Genomic DNA, 18,752 nt, shown 5'->3' on the forward strand with positions numbered 1-18,752 from the left:
TTTTCCAAAATTTTTAAATCTTCAGACCTAAAATTTAATTTTAAACAAATTTTAAGTCTGCAAGTTCTCGAATTCATTTGAAAATAAATAAATTTGTAATACAAAAGTTTATACAAAATGTCGAAAAAAGCAATATTGGCCATCCTTGACGGATGGGGATTGGGAATGAATCCTGACGTTTCAGCCATTGACAAAGCAAACACTCCATTTATAGATAACTGTCTTAAAAACTTTCCACATACAACGCTTGAAGCGAGTGGCTTAGCAGTAGGATTACCTGCGGGGCAAATGGGAAATTCTGAAGTAGGACACATGAATCTGGGGGCAGGAAGAGTTGTGTATCAGAATCTTGTGAAGCTGAATATGGCTGTTGAAAATGGTTCATTGGGTCAACAGAAAGTCATTCAGGATGCATTTGATTACGCTAAAAGAGAAAATAAAAAAGTTCATTTTATCGGTTTGGTTTCTGATGGTGGGGTACATTCACACATCAATCATCTAAAAGGTCTTTTAACAGCTGCTCACGACTTCGGTTTACATGAAAATGTGTTTGTTCATGCCTTTACAGATGGCCGTGATTGTGATCCGCTTTCCGGAAAAGGTTTTATAGAAGATCTTCAGGATCACATGGAAAAAACTGTCGGAAAATTGGCAACAGTTGTCGGAAGATATTACGCAATGGACAGGGATAAAAGATGGGAACGTGTAAAGCTGGCTTATGATGCCATGGTAGAAGGAGTAGGAGAACAGTCTACAGATGCACTGGCATCAATTCAGAAATCATATGATAATAAGGTGACGGATGAGTTCATCAAGCCAATCGTCATGATCGATTCTACACAAACAGGAAATGTTGTTCCCGTTGCTAAAATCGTTGATAATGACGTGGTCATCTGTTTTAATTTCCGAACAGACAGGGGGCGTGAAATTACAGAAGTTCTTTCTCAGAAAGACTTCCCGGAATTTTTCATGAGAAAGTTGCCATTGTATTACGTTACGCTTACAAATTATGATAAAACTTTCCAGAATGTACACGTAGTTTTTGATGAAGAGGTACTGCACGAAACAATGGGCGAGATTCTGGAAAAAAACGGGAAAACCCAAATCAGAATTGCAGAAACGGAAAAATACCCTCACGTAACATTCTTCTTTTCAGGAGGAAGGGAAGAACCATTTAACGGAGAAAAAAGATTGCTTTGCCCGAGTCCGAAAGATGTTCCGACGTACGACCTTAAACCTGAAATGTCTGCTTACGATATTACGAATGCTATTGTTCCGGAACTCGAAAATGAAACTGCCGACTTTATCTGTTTAAATTTCGCCAACACGGATATGGTAGGACATACTGGTGTTTTCGAAGCCGCTGTAAAAGCTGCGGAAACGGTAGATAAATGTATTGAAAAAGTAGCAACAACTGCTTACGAACACGGCTATGCGGTTTTCATTCTTGCAGATCACGGAAATTCTGATGTCATGATAAATCCGGACGGCACACCAAACACACAGCATTCCACCAACCTGGTTCCTTTCATTGTAATGGATAAAGATCATACCTGGAATTTAAAGCCTGGCAAACTGGGAGATGTAGCGCCGACTATTTTAAAAGCAATGAATATAGAGATTCCTGAGATGATGACAGGAGATATATTAATCAGCTAAAATAATAATATTACGTAAAAATTGCCGTTGTATTTTATACAGCGGCAATTTTTTATGATGAATATCAGAAGAATTAACAGGTTATTATGTTTTAAATAATAAATAAAACTCTAAATTTGCAAATTAATCCTAAATTTAAAGAATGTATCAAAAGCTTGTAAGAAAAGAAGTAATGGGAATTTTGGAAAAGGAAGTAGGCTCTTTTCTGGATAAATTTTTAACGCCAATTGAAAAAATTTGGCAGCCTTCAGATTATCTTCCGGATCCGTCAAGCTCAGATTTTAAATATGATTTAGAAGAAATTCAAACTTTTGCACGCGAAATGCCTTACGATCTTTTCGTAACATTGATCGGCGATTGTATTACAGAAGAAGCCTTACCTTCTTACGAATCCTGGTTAATGGGTGTGGATGGAGTAGATCAGGAACAGAAAGAGATTGGCTGGGCCAACTGGGTAAGAGCCTGGACAGCTGAGGAAAACAGACACGGTGATCTTTTAAGCAAATATCTTTACCTGTGTGGTAGAGTGAATATGAGAGAGGTGGAAGTAACAACACAATATCTTATCAATGACGGTTTTGATCTAGGTACAAGCATGGATCCTTACAGAAATTTCGTTTACACAAGCTTCCAGGAGACCGCTACTAATGTTTCTCACAGGAGAGTAGGAACGCTGGCAAAACAGTCCGGAAACGGAAAGCTGGCTAAGATGTGTGGTGTAATCGCTGCAGACGAAGCAAGACATGCCAAAGCATATAAACATTTTGTAACTAAAATCCTTGAGATTGATCCGTCTGAAATGATTCTCGCCTTTGAGGATATGATGCGTAAGAAAATCGTAATGCCTGCTCACATGATGAGACAGTCTGGCCAGAAAGCAGGAGAACTTTGGGGACATTTTTCTGATGCTGCACAGAGATGCATGGTGTACACAGGACAGGATTATATCAATATCCTGAAAGATCTTCTGGATGAATGGAAAATTGAACATATAAAAGGTCTTAATGAAAAAGCTGAGAAAGCACAGGAATACCTGATGAAACTTCCGTCAAGACTTCAGAAAATTACTGACAGAATTTCAACACCTGACCTGCAGTTTCAGTTTAGTTGGGTTAAAAGTTAAATGACAACAAAGAAATTATAAAAGTAAGGAGTGCCACATTTTCTGGCACTCTTTTTATTTGTATCTTTGCATTTTTAAAAAGAAATTCACATAATGAATAATAAGAAAATTGCTGTTGATTTCGACGGAACTATTGTTGATGATGCTTATCCGGCGATAGGTAAAGCAAAAATTTTTGCTTTTGAGACTTTAAAGAAACTTCAGTCACAAGGATACCGATTGATTCTCTGGACATATCGTCACGGGAAATCGCTGGACGAAGCTGTTGAATTTTGTAAAAAGAACGGTATTGAATTTTACGCCGTAAATTCAAGTTTTGAAGGTGAAGTTTTTGATTCTGAAACCCAATCAAGAAAAATAGATGCAGATTGGTTTATCGATGACAGGAATTTAGGAGGCTTTCCGGGATGGGGTGAGATCTATAACATTATTCAGGAAAGAATAGAATTCCGTGTGGAAGGAAAAGAGGTTTTGGCGTACTCAAAACTTAAAAAAGAAAAGAAAAAAGGATTATTCTGGTAGAATTATAGGAATTAGAAGTTGGATATTAGAAATTAGTCTAATATCACTTTTAATCATTTTATCCAGAAAAGTAAAGATGTTTAGAATTGGAAAATGTATTCATTTAATTGTAAATCTAATTTCTAACATCTAATATCTAACATCTATATAAAAAATGATTCAATTAAAAACAATAGACGAGTTACGTCTTATGAAGCAAAGTGCTCAGTTGGTTTCCAGAACATTAGGAATGCTGGCAAAAGAAATCAAACCGGGAATTACTACTTTGTATTTAGATAAACTGGCACACGATTTTATTAAAGATCATGGTGCTGAACCTGCATTTTTAGGGTACGGAGGTTTTCCCTATTCTTTATGTATTTCACCGAATGAGCAAGTGGTTCACGGTTTCCCAAGTAAGGAGGAAATTAAGGAAGGTGATGTTCTTTCCGTAGATTGCGGAGCAATTTTAAACGGTTTTGTAGGAGATCATGCCTATACATTTGAGATCGGTGAAGTAAAACCTGAAACCAAAAAACTTCTGAAAGTAGCTAAAGAATCTCTTTACAAGGGAATTGAGCAATGCGTCAGAGGGAAGAGAATAGGCGATATTTCTCATGCGATCCAGGCTCACTGCGAAAAAGAAGGATATGGTGTTGTAAGAGAACTTGTAGGGCATGGTGTCGGAAGGCAAATGCATGAAGATCCACAGGTTCCTAATTACGGAAGACAAGGAAGCGGAAAGGTAATTAAAGACGGTCTGACAATTGCCATTGAGCCGATGATTAATCTAGGTACAGAGAAAGTGAAATTTCATAATGATGGCTGGACGGTGACTACTCTTGACAATCAGCCTTCTGCGCATTTTGAACACGACGTTGCCGTAATCAATGGTAAACCTGTATTGCTTTCTACTTTTCAGTATATTTATGATGCTTTAGGTATTGAAAGTGATGAAGAAAAAGCTTTCCAATTGGATTTTTAATGAAAAAGGTTGCCAAACTTTTATTGAATAAAATTCCACGTCCTATGCTGATTAAGATAAGCATCTGGGCGAGACCTCTTATTTATCAACTCTTTAAAGGAGACCGTTTCGTTGATCCTATTGACGGAAGATCTTACAGGAAATTTCTTCCTTATGGCTATGGTAAACAGCGTGAAAATGCTTTATCGCCAGGAACTTTAAGTCTTGAAAGACATCGCCAGATGTGGCTGTATCTTCAGAATGAAACTGATTTTTTTATCAAGAATTATAAAGTTCTGCATATTGCTCCTGAGCAGGAATTTCTCAGAAAATTTAAGCGGATGAGAAATCTGAATTACATTTCTGCCGATTTGTTTTCTCCGATTGTGGATGTAAAAGCGGATATTCTGGATCTTCCTTTTGAAGATGAAAGTTTTGATATTATTTTCTGCAATCATGTGCTGGAGCATATTGAAGACGATTCAAAGGCGATGAGTGAATTGTACAGGGTCTTGCGACCAAGAGGATGGGGGATTTTACAGGTTCCTATGAAGAATTCTCTGGAAAAAACCTATGAAGATTTTACAATTAAAGATCCTAAAGAACGTCAAAAACATTTCGGGCAATACGATCACGTTCGCTGGTATGGAATGGATTATTTCGACAGGCTTCAGAAAGCAGGTTTTAGAACAGACGCAAATTTCTATTCTCAAGTGTTTTCTGATGAAGAAATTATAAAATACGGACTGCGGAAAAATGAAATTCTGCCTTTGGTCTACAAATAAGTAAGTAAAAAACATCTTCAGATAAGGAGATGTTTTTACTTTTTATTCAATTATTCTTTTATAAATTTCTGTTATTTTGTTGTTAGTATGATCGAATTAATGTGAAGAAACAGCTTTCAGCCCAATAACCGAGCCTATTAATGTTACAATAAAGAAAATTCTCCAAAAGGTTACGGGATCTTTAAAGAAAAAAATACCTACCAGCGCTGTTCCCACTGCACCAATACCCGTCCAGACTGCATATGCTGTGCCGATAGGAAGTGTTTCCGTTGCTTTAATGAGCAGAAGCATACTTATTGTAAGGGAAATTAGAAACCCGGCAAACCATAAATACATGGCTGTTCCCGTTGTTTCTTTCACTTTGCCCAAACAAGACGCGAAGGCGACTTCAAATAATCCAGCGATAATTAAGATAATCCAGTTCATTTTTTATTTTCTGGTGCAAAGTTCAGAATTTAAAATCAAATTTTACTTTTACAACCTTAAAACTTCCGGACATTTTAAAATAAGTCTGTTCAGGTTTTATATATAAATTTTCCTGTTGATGATTTTCAGAAAATCTTCTTTTTCAAGTTTTTTAATGGTACGAATTACAGTTTCTACCCTCAAAGCTGTTATAGATGCGATCTGCTGTCTCGTAAGCGGGACTTCGAAAGAGAATTTTGATTCGTCGTCGCTAAAGCTTTTCTGATAGTTAAGAGCTCCCTTTATTCGAATGTCGGGGCGTAATGAAGTATTATTTTCAAGCATGATATACTTCTGATAAAGACGTTCTGATAAGAATTTATTGATATCTCTTGAGATCTCCTGATTCTCATCCAATAATTTTACAAAACTGCTTTTCGATAATTTCAGTACGGTCGTTTCCTCGAAAGCTATTGCATTTACAGGATATGTTTCATCAATAAATAATAATAATTCACATACACTAAGCCCTTTATTCAAAATGGCGAGGATAAGCTCCTTTCCATCTTCATTATAATGATTAAGTTTTATTCTTCCCTTTACAATCTGATAATAATATTTGGGAACACTGCTTTCTTCAAATATAATATGAGAGGGTTTAAAGTTTTCCAGTTGTGCTCCGTAGGATAGCAGGAGATTTTCTTCAATTAACATATAGTAAAATTTTAATTTCGATATTGATAATAAACGTTTAATGTATTATGATAAAATCATCCTTGCAAAATCCGTACACTTTAATGATATTTCCCTTATAAAAACAATAAACCCCCGAAAATACAGGGGTTTAAAAAATTGAAAGTATATATTTAAGTGAAAAAGTGTTGTCTCCTATTATTCAAACACTGTGCCGTGAATTATGAATTTTGCAGAAAATTTATTTGCGAAATTCGCCTTTTTATTAATTTAATTTCTAATACATTGATTTACTGGAATAAATATTGCTACGTATTCAGAGATTTTTTTTCACCTTAAAAATATATTTGCATTAATGTGGTATGTACGCTGATAATCATTAAAATATTAGTGGATTTTCGGAATTTTGTAAGTATTTTTGAGGTTAAACTAAATATAATTAATTATTGATTCTATATTTTTATGATCTTAATTGTTGATGATAACCAAAGCAATCTCTATTCGCTTAAAAAATTGCTGGAATCTAAAGACTTTCAGGTAGATACAGCAGGTTCTGGAGAAGAAGCATTGGGGAAAGCATTGAAAAATGATTATGCTTTAATTATTTTAGATGTGCAAATGCCTGATATGGATGGCTTTGAAGTTGCGGAAACCCTTGCAGGATATAGTAAAACGAAGGAAGTTCCCATTATATTCTTGTCTGCGGTAAATACCGAAAAACGATTTATAACAAGAGGTTATGCATCAGGAGGTAAAGATTACGTAACAAAACCCGTAGACCCGGAAATTCTTTTACTCAAAGTAAAAACTTTTTACAGCCTCCAGGAGCAGAATATTGCACTGAAAAAAACGCAGCAAAGCCTTGAACTCGAAGTGAAAGGTAGAAGAGAATCTCAGGTAACACTGAAATCTCAGATCGATCATTTTCATCTTATGCTGGAATCGTTACCGCAGATAGCTTTTACATTGACTAAAGAAGGAGTTGTAGATTTTGTTAACTGTAAATGGTATCAGTATTGCAAATCTGCAAAACAATTCCCGGAAACTCATCCTGATGACTTCAATATTCAGGAGGAATTTGAGCGGTGTAGAAAAAAAGGAACTGCTCTGGAACTTGAAGTAAGAATTAAAAATATAGAATCCGGAAATTACCGATATCATCTGCTTCGCGTTACTCCGGTGTATGACGGAGATGCTATTAAAAACTGGGTCGGAACTTTTACAGATATCGACGACCAGAAAAAAGTAGAAAAGGAAAAGGATGAATTCCTGAGTATTGCAAGTCATGAACTCAAAACTCCTTTAACGAGTATTAAAGCTTATGTTCAGCTTTTGGAAAGGAAATTGAAGTTGGATAAAGAAAGTGCTGAGGCTGGATTTGTGACTAAAGTACAGGATCAGATCGAGAAGCTTAATACACTCATTACAGATCTGCTTGATGTTTCCAAAATAGAAAACGGAAAACTGAAAATCAATAAAAAACCTACCAATCTTGAAAATGTTATCAGCAATGCAATTGATACCATTCTTCAGACTCATGATGAAAATCGTGTAAAAATAAAAAGGGACGGCGTGAAGCCGGATATTCTTATCCCGCTTGATGAAATTCGTATTGAGCAGGTTTTAATTAATTTTTTAACAAACGCTATTAAATATTCCCCTAAAAATAACCAGGTGGTAGTTACTACTTTTGTTGACGAAGAAGAACAGGAAGTAAGAGTAAATGTTACCGACTTTGGGATTGGCATTCCGGATTTTAAGCAGGAAGCTGTTTTTCGTAAATTTTACCGTGTTGAAGAGTCTTCTCTTCAGTTTCAGGGAATGGGTATAGGTTTATTCATATGCTCAGAAATCATCAAACAGCATCACGGAAACATTGGTGTTTCGAGCAAAGTAGACGAAGGATCTACATTTTATTTCACATTACCATTAAATTAATTTTCAATGCCGAAAAAAATTATACGAAATCTTCAGTTTGGAGTTGGGCTTTCTTTAATAATATTGATCGCGAGTTCAATTGCATCTTATGTCAGCATACAGAAGCAGATGGAAAACCGTGAAAACCTTTCAAAAAGCCGTAGAGCCATTACCGCAGTAAAAGATGTTTTAGTCTCCTTGCTGGATGCAGAAACAGGTAACAGAGGATATCAGCTTACAGGCAGAGAAAGCTTTCTGGAGCCTTTTAACAGAAGCCTTGTTGAGTTTCCCAAAGCGATTGAAGGAGCCAAAAACTTAGATATTACAGATAAAAATCAGATTAGTCGGTTACAGGAACTCGAAAGAAATGTAAATACGAACATTTCAAATCTGAAACATTTTGTAGACAATAGAAAGAAAGGCATTTCAATGACCCAGCAACAGGTTCTTATGAGCAAGGGATATATGGACAGATGCCGTAAGCTCGTTCAGGAATTTGTGCAGTATGAAGAAGTTCAGCTTGCTAAGAAAAACAATGATCTGAACAGTTCTTCCAATATGACTGTTCTATTTATTATTATTTCAGCGATCGGAGCGATTGTTGTGACCGCTTATTTCTACTACAAACTAAGAGCTGACCTTATCCGTAGAGATAAATTAGAAAAAGCACTTCAGGCCAAAGATATTGAGATCAGCAGAAGGGTAAGTGCTATAAGGCATATAGCCAACAGAGTGGCCCACGGAGACTATGACCAGAGAGCGGTAGACCATTCTGAGGATGACCTTGGAGATCTTGCAGAATCTCTAAATAATATGACGGAATCTCTTAAAACTTCATTTGATAAAATTAATGCCAGCGATTGGCGCCAGAAAGGGCTTGCTCTACTTAATGAATCAATGATGGGAAATAAGACTGTGCAGGAGGTTTCAGATAATGCTTTGGAACAGATTATTGAATATGGAAAATGTATTAACGGATCGATTTACCTTTACGATGAAGGATTGCTTAAACTAAAAGCAGCTTTAGGTCTGGAAAACAACATGAAAAGAATTTTTGAGCCTGGCGAAGGAATGGTTGGACAAACCTTCATTACCGAAAAAACACAGGTTTATAACAATCTTCATGAAGACGATTTTGTCGTAACATTTGCCAGCAGCACGATAAAAATTTATGGAATATTACTGCTCCCTGTTTTTGCAGATGGAAAAATCATAGGTGTTCTGGAATTAGGATCTACTAATAATTTTGATGAGAATAGGATAAACTATTTTGTTGAATGTACCCGAAATATAGGCGTTGCATTAAGTGCAGCCAAAGGCCGTGAAAAAGAGCAGCAGCTTTTAGAAGAAACCCAGGCTCAATCTGAAGAGTTACAGGTACAACATTCTGAACTTGAAAACCTTAACACAGAGCTTGAAGCGCAGACCCAGAAACTACAGGCTTCCGAGGAAGAACTTAAAGTACAACAGGAAGAACTGATGCAGGCGAATGCTGAACTCGAAGAGCGGTCAAGGCTGCTGGAAGAAAAAAATCACCTGATTGCCGAAAGAAATAATGAAATTCAGAAAAAAGTAGAAGAACTCGCTTTAAGTACAAAATACAAATCAGAGTTCCTGGCGAATATGTCTCATGAGCTTCGTACACCACTCAATTCTATTTTACTTTTATCTCGTCTGATGGCCGAAAATCCGGAAGAAAATTTAAATGAAGACCAGATAGAATCAGCGAAAGTAATCCAGAGCTCGGGAAGCAGTTTGCTGACGTTAATCGATGAAATTCTTGATCTTGCCAAAATTGAATCTGGTAAAATGACTTTAGAATATCAGCAGGTTTTCGTTGAAGATATTGTAAAAGATTTAAAAAACCTCTTCAATCCTGTATTCCAGGAAAAAAGGCTTCAGTTTAATGTAGAGATCGAAAAAGATTTACAAAAAGCCATCGAAACCGATCGTTTGAGAGTAGACCAAGTATTAAGAAATTTACTGTCTAATGCTCTGAAATTTACAACGGAAGGAAGCATTAACTTAAACATTAAGAAAGATCCAAACAAGAGAGATTTTATTATTTTCTCTGTAAAAGATACTGGAATTGGTATTGCAGAAGATAAGCAGAAAATTATTTTTGAAGCTTTTCAGCAGGCAGATGGTTCCACGAGAAGAAAATTTGGAGGAACAGGTCTTGGATTGTCTATCAGCAGGGAAATTGCGAGACTTTTAGGAGGAGAGCTTACCCTAGAAAGTAAAGTGGATGAAGGAAGTGAATTCAGTCTTACTATTCCGGTAAAGGCAGTTTTGGAAATTGAGCAGATCGAAACAGATCAGGATATCGTGGAGATTATCCGTGAAGATGTAGTGGAGATCAAAAATATTCTTGATGACGGGGAAGAGGAGTATTATAATACCATCAATAACCTGAAAATCCCTGAAGATGTAGATGATGACAGAAAGAATATTCAGGCCGGTGACAAAGTGATTTTAATTATCGAAGATGACACCAACTTTGCTAAAGCTTTATTAAAATATGCTCATATGCAGAATTATAAGGCAGTAGTAGCAGTAAGAGGAGATCATGGGATTTCAGCTGCATTGCAGTACCGTCCGCACGCTATTCTGCTGGATGTACAGCTTCCGGTAAAAGACGGATGGCAGGTTATGGATGAGCTTAAATCAAACCCGGAAACTAAACATATTCCGGTACATATGATGTCTGTACTGCACGTAAAGAAAGAAAGTCTTATGAAAGGTGCTATTGACTTCATCAACAAGCCTGTAGCGCTGGATCAGATGACTGAAGTATTCAGAAAGATTGAAGAAGTGCTCAGCAAATCGCCTCAGAAAGTTTTAATTGTTGAAGAAAATGCCAAGCATGCCAGCGCACTTTCTTACTTCCTGGGTAATTTTAATATATCATTGTCTGTAGAAAATAACGTGGAAGACAGTGTAAAAGCACTGACTACGGATCATATAGATTGTGTTATCCTTGATATAGGATCTTTAAAAGGAGATGAATATCAGATCGTTGAATCTATTAAGAGTTATGAAGGTTTGGAAAATCTTCCGATTATCATATTTACGGAACGAAATTTGTCTAAATCAGAAGAATTAAAAATAAAACAATATGCAGATTCCATCGTTGTGAAAACCGCACATTCCTATCAGAGAATTCTGGATGAAGTAGGCTTGTTTTTACATCTTGTGGAAGAGAAAAATAATTCTATTGAAACGGTAAGAAATAAAACATTAGGATCTTTAACCGAAGTCTTAAGCGGTAAAAAAATACTGATTACCGATGACGATGTGCGTAATATTTTCTCTCTTACAAAAGCATTGGAAAAATATAAAGTTGAAGTTGTGGTGGCCATGGACGGAAAACATGCGCTACAGCAGATCAAAGAACATCCAGATGTAGACGTTATCCTGATGGATATGATGATGCCGGAAATGGATGGCTACGAAACAATAAAGCAGATTAGGAAAATGCCGATGTTTACAAGACTTCCTATCATTGCGGTTACGGCAAAATCGATGATTGGTGAGCGCGAAAAATGCATTACCGCAGGAGCATCGGATTATATCTCGAAACCTGTAGATATAGATCAGCTATTATCCTTACTTAGAGTTTGGTTATATGAAATTTAAACAGCTAAAATTCTGATGAATAAAAAAGTTTTAATTGTGGACGATGATCCGCGAAATATATTTGCCCTGAAACTGACACTGAAATCCAGGGGCTATCAGATCGAAAGCTGTACAATGGCTCAGGAGGCTATTGATATTCTCAAGAAAGATAATCAGTTCACCGCCGTTCTCATGGATATGATGATGCCGGAGATGGATGGCTATGAAGCGATAAAAATAATAAGAAGTATACCTTCTATCAGCGAAGTTCCGGTAATCTCAGTTACTGCACAGGCTATGCCTGAAGACCGTCAGAAATGTCTGGATGCCGGCGCACAGGATTATGTGTCGAAGCCGATAGATGTAGACCAATTAATAAATGCTATTGAAAAACTAACGTAAAATGCTGGAGCCTAGTATCATAAAAGATGAAGAGGTAGAATACTTGATTAAAGATGTTTATGAAATGTATGGCTACGATTTTTCCGAGTACAGCAGGGCATCGTTTAAACGCAGGGTGAATCGCATCTGCCTCATAGACCGTTTTACGAGCTTTGCCGAACTGCGATATACCATTGTGAACGATCCGGAATACCTGAAACGTTTTATTGAGGAAATTACGGTCAACGTCACAGAAATGTTTCGTGACCCTCTGTTTTTCAAAACATTAAGAGACAAAATACTGCCTCAGTTGGGTACGTATCCATTGATAAGAATCTGGGTGGCAGGTTGTTCCACAGGAGAAGAGGCTTACTCAATAGCTATTTTGCTGAAGGAAGCCAACTTATATCATAAATCATTGATCTACGGTACTGACCTTAATCCTTCCGTCTTAGAAAAGGCAAGGTCAGGAGTTTTCCCGCTGCAGCAGATGAAATTATATTCTGAGAATTATATTTTATCAGGTGGAAAAAAAGATTTTTCAGATTATTATACCGCCAATTATGACAGTGTAAAATTTGATAAAAGCTTACAGGAAAAGCTTATTCTGTCTACACACAATTTGGTTTCAGACAGTTCTTTCAATAGTTTTCAACTGATTATATGCAGAAATGTTCTGATCTATTTTGACCGTGGACTTCAGGAAAGAGTTTTTCGTTTATTCGATAATAGCCTTGAAAATTTAGGTTTTTTGGCTTTAGGTGCGAAAGAAACATTAAGATTTTCTAAATTAGATGAAAATTATCACCAGATCGACGATCAGAGAATCTGGAAAAAACTGGATCGGAATTAATGATATTAAATGAAAGAAACATAGCAATTGAGTTAATCGTTATCGGAGGTTCCGCGGGAAGCCTTCAGGTAATTCTTGAAATGATTAAAAAACTGAATGATAAAATTGCCGCGCCTATTTTACTGGTTTTGCATCGTAAGGCGCATTCCAATAACGTTCTTCAGGCTTTACTTCAGCAGCTTTCGCCTTTGGAAGTTGTCGAAATAGATGATAAAACGGAAATTGAACCCAATAAAATCTATATTACGCCTGCAGATTATCATTTACTTTTTGAAGATAAAAAAACAATGTCATTAGACAGTTCCGAAAAGATGAATTATTCCCGGCCGTCAATAGATGTTACTTTCAAATCGGCAGCCGAAATTTATGGCGAAAACCTTATTGGTGTGCTTCTCTCGGGGGCAAATGCCGACGGAGTGGAAGGTTTATCCTATATTAAAAAAAATAATGGAACCGTCTGGATTCAGGATCCCGAAACTGCAGAGGTCGATTATATGCCGAAACACGCTATTGAAAGCGTAGAATATGATCTTATTATTAAACCCGAAGATCTCCCGAAATACATAAACCAATTATAATAAATAAAGAAAATCCCTAACAATACATAAGAATATGAATAAAAAGAAAATCCTGATTTTTGATGACGATACAACAATTCTCGAAGTAATCAGCATCATTTTTGAAGAAAATGGTTATCAGGTAGAAATTTCGGAAACCTCTCACGATATTTTGGAAAGAGTAGCGAACTACAAGCCTGATGTTATTCTTATGGATAACTGGATTCCTAAAATCGGTGGAGTGGAAGCGACAAAACTTCTGAAAAGTCATGAAGAATTTAAACACATCCCCGTTATCTACGTTACGGCGAATAATGATATTGTGGCTTTAGCAAAACAAGCCCAGGCGGATGATTATGTTGCCAAACCTTTTAATCTCGTAGATCTTGAAGACAAGGTGGCAAAGTTTTTAAAATAAAACAATTATCGTTATTTAAAATAAAATCCCGGAGCTATTATTTCCGGGATTCGTTATATCATTTCCATCTGTTGAGAATCAGATTCTTTTGCAGACCTCATCTTTTCTTTAATAAATTCGATACTGCATTTTTCATTATTTATTTCGGTAACAAGCGAGGTCAAAAATAATTTCAAATTTGCGTTAGACAATATTTCATCAGTAAAAGTAGGTGCAATAATTGTCTTTTTTGAAACTAAATTTTCCGTAAGCATATATTCTTTTTCTAAATCTATATCGATGTCGAATTGTGATTTAACACATGAGGTTAAATAGTTTCTGATCAATTTTTTAATTTCCTGATTTTGCATCATCATTAATATTTATTCATAAGCATAAAATATTGTGCCATGACTAACTTAAAACTGATTTTTTTTACTATTTTATCATTATTTATTCTAATTAAATAAAAAAAACGGATGATGAAATAGAATGTTCATCATCCGTTTGCTAATGAGTAATGTTAAATTTTACTTACCGCCACCTCCGTTTTTCTCAACGTCGGTTTTTGTATTTTCTTTTACCTTCTGGTTTCCGAAACGTTTTACGAAAGATATGGAAGCCCCATACCAGTCCCAGGTCGATACACTTCGTTTAAAGCCCTGTTGATTGTAAGTAGTTGCATCGTAATTTGGCCTCTGGAAAATATTCATCAGCTGTAGGCTGACCTCCATCTGTGTTTTAGGGAATATCTTCGTCACCGAAATATTATGAAATACATTGGCTTTATTGGTGGTAGAATTTCCGTTATTCTGATTAGAAACTTCCACCCACGCACTTACATTGATGTTTTTATTGAAAAGATTGGTATAAGAAAGATTGGTGGATGCACTTAAATAGCTGATGTAAGCATTACCCTCAATTTTATTTTTTGCATTAAAATCACTGTTATCAATATAATACCATCCAAGCCCTAGATTCACTGTGAATTTATTCTTAAAGAACGTCTGATTGGTATTGGCGTAAAGATAATATTTATGAACTTTACCGTTGAAATTTGAAGGCTGGGTAATATTAATTGTTTTTGTTTTGGTGCCATCAGGTATTTCTTCCTGCAGATAATCCGTCCAATAATCCTGATCTGTGTACATATATCTTGCGGAGATAAAATATTTCTTCAAAATACCGAGCTTCATGTATAATCTGTCGCTGGGATTAGGATTTAAGTCGATATTTCCACGGCTGTAAATACCATTAGAATTCGGGGTCATAAAAGGATTGAATTCTGCGTACCACGGTCTCCATAAATTACGGTTATAAGTTAAGCTTAAATCATATTTATCGGAGAATGTATATTTTAGCAAAATATTGGGTAAGAAATTTCCATAAGAATCTTTTCTGGAAGCGCCTGCAATATCCTGGCGCATTTTGTAATCAATATACTCGTACCGAAGTCCGATTCTCGTTTCAAGCTTTTTAAAAAATGTCCGGCTGTAGTTGGCATATACAGATGTAATATTATCTTCATAATGGAAAATATCATGGTCACTTAGGCCACTCAGCATATTTCCATATAAATTATTAGGAACAACATTATTGTTAAAATTTATTTTTGCTCCTACTTCAAAGTTTCCTCCCGATTTTCCTAAAGGCTGGGTGTAATCGATCTTTGCATAATAGTTCCGGTTTTCGGTATCTGTAAGTACACCGAGATTCTGATTCGACGGACCCTCTGATGCCGACAAGATGTTTCTGATAAAATAACTGTCTTCTGACTGCCCATAATAATTGGATCCAAGATTTACATCCAGAATTCTATTTTTCTCTTTATCATACCATTTATAAAAAATATTGGTGCCCAAATTACGGTTGAGACCGTTTGAATTCTGGTTCTGATCAAAAGAACTCTTAAAAACATTATTAAGATAATCGCTTCCGTTGGCTTCGGCATCTGAAGTATAATTGCTTTGATAATATTCAAGAATTAAACCTATTGTATTTTTATTGTCAATCTCAAATTCTGATGTCGAAGATAACGAAGGATTTTTGCTCCTGCTTATGTTATAGCTATCAATCTGATTGGTAGAACTATCGGCATACCAAGAATAAAAACTTGAGTCTTTCTGCACATTTGTGTTGTCACTATAGCTGCCGATAAGTGTTTGGGTAAAGTTTTTTTTATGATAATTCAGGTTTAAATTTGTGTACTGGGAATTTTTAGTATTTTGCCTGTTGTTAAGAGTTACGCTTCCTTTTAGCCCTTCATCATCACGTTTTTTCAGAACAATATTAATGACGCTTCCTGTAGCTTCATAACGTGAAGACGGGCTGGTAATCACTTCTATTTTCATGAGATTATCAGCAGGAATTGTTTTTAGATATTCTTTTAGTTCCTTGCCTGTAAAAACAGACTTTCTGTCGTTGATATATACGGTTACTGATTCTCCTTCTGCTTTTATCGCATCATTATTATCGATACTCACCAGCGGGGTCATTCTCAGAACATCCCAGGTTGTATTCCCTGCCAGTATCGAGCTGTTGGAAACATTAAATACAGTACGGTCAACCTTAGATTCTACCGTAGGCTTTCTTACAGTTACGGTTACTCCTTCTATTTCTTTCTCTTTAGATTTTATAGTATCTTTTTCTGTTTGAGCAAATGTCAGAATGCCTGCTAAAAGGACAATGGGTGTTAAAATGGTTTTCATTTACAACTAAGTTTTATGTATAAGACACCTGAGTGTGTTGTATTGTTACATCTGTAGAATTAATTCTACAACATTTTTTTATTAACACTTGATTTATAAAGGGCTTAATTATCTTTAAAGTAAAATAAAAGGCTTAATCATCAAAAATTAAAAAATCATATTTTTGTTGAAATTAAAGTGACGATGAAGAATACCTTAAGCTGGATTCTTATTTTATTTATTCTTGTTTCAGTTTTGAATAATTGCCTGAACAGTTCGGTTCAGAAAGAAATTAATAAAAAAACTGATTTTATGAGTCATCTGAGAAAACTATATTCCTCAGGTGATGCTTCAAAGTGGCCTAAACCTATTTTAGATCCCGAATCGTTGTCAACATTTTCCGAAATCGGTCATCTGCCCGATATTTCTTTTCCTGAAGACAATCCATACTCCGCTGAGAAAGAATTATTAGGCAAAACACTTTTTTTTGATCCTCGTCTTTCAAAATCTAACCAGATTGCCTGTGCATCCTGCCATGATCCGGAACTGGGATGGTGCGACAACAGAACGTTCTCTTTCGGCCATGATCGGCAGCTAGGATCGCGTAATGCAATTAGTATTTTTAATGTAGCTTATGCAAAAGCTTTGTTTTGGGACGGCAGGGCTGCATCGCTGGAAGAGCAGTCACGAATGCCGATTGAAGATCAGCGAGAAATGGGTGAACATATGGATGTAGCAGCCGGGAAAATTGCCGGAATTAAAGGATATCAGGCGTTGTTTGAACAAGCATTCGGGGATAAAACCGTTACAAAAGACCGTATATCAAAAGCAATAGCCACTTTTGAAAGAACCGTGAAAAGTTCTGCCAGTAAGTTTGACTTATTTATTGATGGCAAATCAGATGCTTATACCGATGATGAATTGATGGGCCTTCACCTTTTCAGAACCAAGGCACAGTGTATGAATTGCCACAATTCGGGATACTTTTCCAATAATAAATTTGAAAATATTGGGACGGCTTTGCTGGGTGAAAAAGGACAGGATCCCGGAAGATATCTCTTTACAAAAAATCCTGAAGATGCAGGGAAATTTCGTGTTCCTGGATTGAGAGAAGTTTCCCGTACAGGACCTTACTTTCACAATGGATCAATGACAACCCTTGACGAAGTGATAATATTCTACAGTAAAGGTAATCCGGAATATGCTCAGAAACGTTTGACAGTATATGAAGAAGTAACATTAAGGTCTGAAAAATCAGGAATGGTAAGAATGCTCGAGCTGTCTGATGAGGAGGTCTATCAATTGGAAGCTTTCCTGAGAACTTTATCTACGAAACCAAAGAAAATTTCTCTGCCGGAATTACCAAAATGATTTAATGATAAAAATTTAATTATAAAAAAACAGCTGAACAAAATATTGTAAAGCTGTTTTCCCCTAAGATTAATTTACTAATTTGTAAAAATTTTTATCGTGTATTAATATCTTCTTTGAAAAAAGAGAGCCCCAAAATAGGAGCATCTCTCATATAAAATATTCCCTTTACTTTTTATTAGTGCTTAGACAATATAGAATTGTTTTTTAGCGTTTTATTTTAAGTAAAGATAGAGATAAAGAAAATTATATTAATATTTTGCTATAAAATAAGCGGATAATTCTTTAAAATACTACAATAAAAGAATAAAATACTTTATATTTGAATTATTAATAACATGTAAAGAATATTATTCTATGGATCATCTTGACGACAAAGATTTACAGCTTCTCAGATTGCTTCAAAACGACTCAAAATTAACGGTAAAAGAACTGGCAAAAGAGGTAAATCTTTCTCCATCACCTGTTTTTGAAAGAGTGAAAAGACTTGAACAGGAAGGGTATATAAAAAAATATGCAGCTGTGTTGGATGCTGAAAAACTTAACCTCGGATTTACTGTATATTGTCAGCTGAAATTAAAAAGCAACGACAGCTATCTTGCCGTAGAATTTGAACGTGAAATTCTGGAAATTGAAGAAGTGGCTGAATGCTACAGTATTTCCGGAGATTTTGATTTCCTTCTTAAAGTCTATGTGCGTGATATGAAGCAGTATCAGAACTTTGTTTTCAATATCCTTGGTGCGGTTCCCTCCATCGGAAGCACTCACAGTACTTTTGTGATGGCTCAGGTAAAAAATACATACGGACTGACCATTTAGAATAGTTAAATCAATTCAATAT

At 35.8% G+C, this 18,752-nt stretch carries 17 protein-coding genes; 13 read left to right on the plus strand and 4 right to left on the minus strand.

Going from position 1 to position 18,752, the window contains the following annotated elements; genetic code table 11:
• Nucleotides 1–117 precede the first annotated feature (117 nt).
• From gpmI to BLR30_RS04230, 5 genes are all read left to right on the plus strand, one after another.
• Nucleotides 118–1,659, plus strand: a complete 1,542-nt coding sequence (gene gpmI / locus BLR30_RS04210; RefSeq protein ID WP_089855239.1) for a 2,3-bisphosphoglycerate-independent phosphoglycerate mutase — start codon at nucleotides 118–120, stop codon at nucleotides 1,657–1,659.
• Between the two features lie 142 nt (nucleotides 1,660–1,801).
• The gene (locus tag BLR30_RS04215) at nucleotides 1,802–2,782 is read left to right on the plus strand and encodes an acyl-ACP desaturase (protein ID WP_089855241.1); all 981 of its coding nucleotides are present in this window, start codon (nucleotides 1,802–1,804) and stop codon (nucleotides 2,780–2,782) included.
• A gap of 90 nt (nucleotides 2,783–2,872) precedes the next feature.
• Nucleotides 2,873–3,304, plus strand: coding sequence for a BT0820 family HAD-type phosphatase (locus BLR30_RS04220; RefSeq protein WP_089855244.1), 432 nt, complete (start codon nucleotides 2,873–2,875; stop codon nucleotides 3,302–3,304).
• Between the two features lie 154 nt (nucleotides 3,305–3,458).
• The gene (gene map / locus BLR30_RS04225) at nucleotides 3,459–4,268 is read left to right on the plus strand and encodes a type I methionyl aminopeptidase (RefSeq protein ID WP_089855251.1); all 810 of its coding nucleotides are present in this window, start codon (nucleotides 3,459–3,461) and stop codon (nucleotides 4,266–4,268) included.
• Complete coding sequence (locus tag BLR30_RS04230) at nucleotides 4,268–5,032, plus strand: class I SAM-dependent methyltransferase (protein WP_089855254.1); 765 nt, start codon at nucleotides 4,268–4,270, stop codon at nucleotides 5,030–5,032. The genes map and BLR30_RS04230 overlap by 1 nt, the downstream gene beginning before the upstream one ends.
• A 96-nt stretch (nucleotides 5,033–5,128) precedes the next feature.
• On the opposite strand, the gene BLR30_RS04235 is transcribed toward BLR30_RS04230, so the two are convergent.
• The gene (locus BLR30_RS04235) at nucleotides 5,129–5,458 is read right to left on the minus strand and encodes a DMT family transporter (protein ID WP_089855255.1); all 330 of its coding nucleotides are present in this window, start codon (nucleotides 5,456–5,458) and stop codon (nucleotides 5,129–5,131) included.
• Between the two features lie 96 nt (nucleotides 5,459–5,554).
• Nucleotides 5,555–6,151 carry a Crp/Fnr family transcriptional regulator gene (locus tag BLR30_RS04240; RefSeq protein WP_089855258.1) on the minus strand — a complete coding sequence of 199 codons (597 nt, stop codon included), beginning with the start codon at nucleotides 6,149–6,151 and terminating at the stop codon, nucleotides 5,555–5,557.
• 441 nt (nucleotides 6,152–6,592) lie between these two features.
• Between BLR30_RS04240 and BLR30_RS04245 the strand changes: the two genes are divergently transcribed.
• Genes BLR30_RS04245 through BLR30_RS04270 form a run of 6 tightly spaced genes read left to right on the plus strand, consistent with a single transcriptional unit; the run spans nucleotide 6,593 to nucleotide 13,874 of the window.
• Nucleotides 6,593–8,068, plus strand: coding sequence for a hybrid sensor histidine kinase/response regulator (locus BLR30_RS04245; RefSeq protein WP_089855261.1), 1,476 nt, complete (start codon nucleotides 6,593–6,595; stop codon nucleotides 8,066–8,068).
• 6 nt (nucleotides 8,069–8,074) lie between these two features.
• Nucleotides 8,075–11,686 carry a response regulator gene (locus tag BLR30_RS04250; RefSeq protein ID WP_089855264.1) on the plus strand — a complete coding sequence of 1,204 codons (3,612 nt, stop codon included), beginning with the start codon at nucleotides 8,075–8,077 and terminating at the stop codon, nucleotides 11,684–11,686.
• 15 nt (nucleotides 11,687–11,701) lie between these two features.
• A complete protein-coding gene (locus tag BLR30_RS04255; protein WP_175443598.1) occupies nucleotides 11,702–12,067 on the plus strand; it encodes a response regulator in 366 nt (121 codons plus the stop codon).
• A 1-nt stretch (nucleotide 12,068) separates the two neighbouring features.
• Entirely contained in the window at nucleotides 12,069–12,899 is an 831-nt protein-coding gene (locus tag BLR30_RS04260; RefSeq protein ID WP_089855270.1) for a CheR family methyltransferase, read from the plus strand.
• Nucleotides 12,899–13,477, plus strand: coding sequence for a chemotaxis protein CheB (locus tag BLR30_RS04265; protein WP_089855271.1), 579 nt, complete (start codon nucleotides 12,899–12,901; stop codon nucleotides 13,475–13,477). The genes BLR30_RS04260 and BLR30_RS04265 overlap by 1 nt, the downstream gene beginning before the upstream one ends.
• Before the next feature lie 34 nt (nucleotides 13,478–13,511).
• On the plus strand, nucleotides 13,512–13,874 hold the full coding sequence (locus BLR30_RS04270; protein ID WP_089855274.1) for a response regulator: 363 nt from the start codon (nucleotides 13,512–13,514) through the stop codon (nucleotides 13,872–13,874).
• A gap of 53 nt (nucleotides 13,875–13,927) precedes the next feature.
• On the opposite strand, the gene BLR30_RS04275 is transcribed toward BLR30_RS04270, so the two are convergent.
• The gene (locus BLR30_RS04275; protein WP_139164586.1) at nucleotides 13,928–14,224 is read right to left on the minus strand and encodes a hypothetical protein; all 297 of its coding nucleotides are present in this window, start codon (nucleotides 14,222–14,224) and stop codon (nucleotides 13,928–13,930) included.
• A gap of 159 nt (nucleotides 14,225–14,383) precedes the next feature.
• On the minus strand, nucleotides 14,384–16,561 hold the full coding sequence (locus BLR30_RS04280; RefSeq protein ID WP_089855280.1) for an outer membrane beta-barrel protein: 2,178 nt from the start codon (nucleotides 16,559–16,561) through the stop codon (nucleotides 14,384–14,386).
• A gap of 183 nt (nucleotides 16,562–16,744) precedes the next feature.
• Between BLR30_RS04280 and BLR30_RS04285 the strand changes: the two genes are divergently transcribed.
• Nucleotides 16,745–17,911: a cytochrome-c peroxidase gene (locus BLR30_RS04285; protein WP_089855284.1), complete on the plus strand. Its 1,167-nt coding sequence runs from the start codon at nucleotides 16,745–16,747 to the stop codon at nucleotides 17,909–17,911.
• Between the two features lie 357 nt (nucleotides 17,912–18,268).
• Nucleotides 18,269–18,730: an Lrp/AsnC family transcriptional regulator gene (locus tag BLR30_RS04290; protein WP_089855287.1), complete on the plus strand. Its 462-nt coding sequence runs from the start codon at nucleotides 18,269–18,271 to the stop codon at nucleotides 18,728–18,730.
• Nucleotides 18,731–18,752: the final 22 nt, after the last annotated feature.

This window comes from Chryseobacterium taeanense (assembly GCF_900099685.1).
GTDB classification, from domain to species: domain Bacteria; phylum Bacteroidota; class Bacteroidia; order Flavobacteriales; family Weeksellaceae; genus Chryseobacterium; species Chryseobacterium taeanense.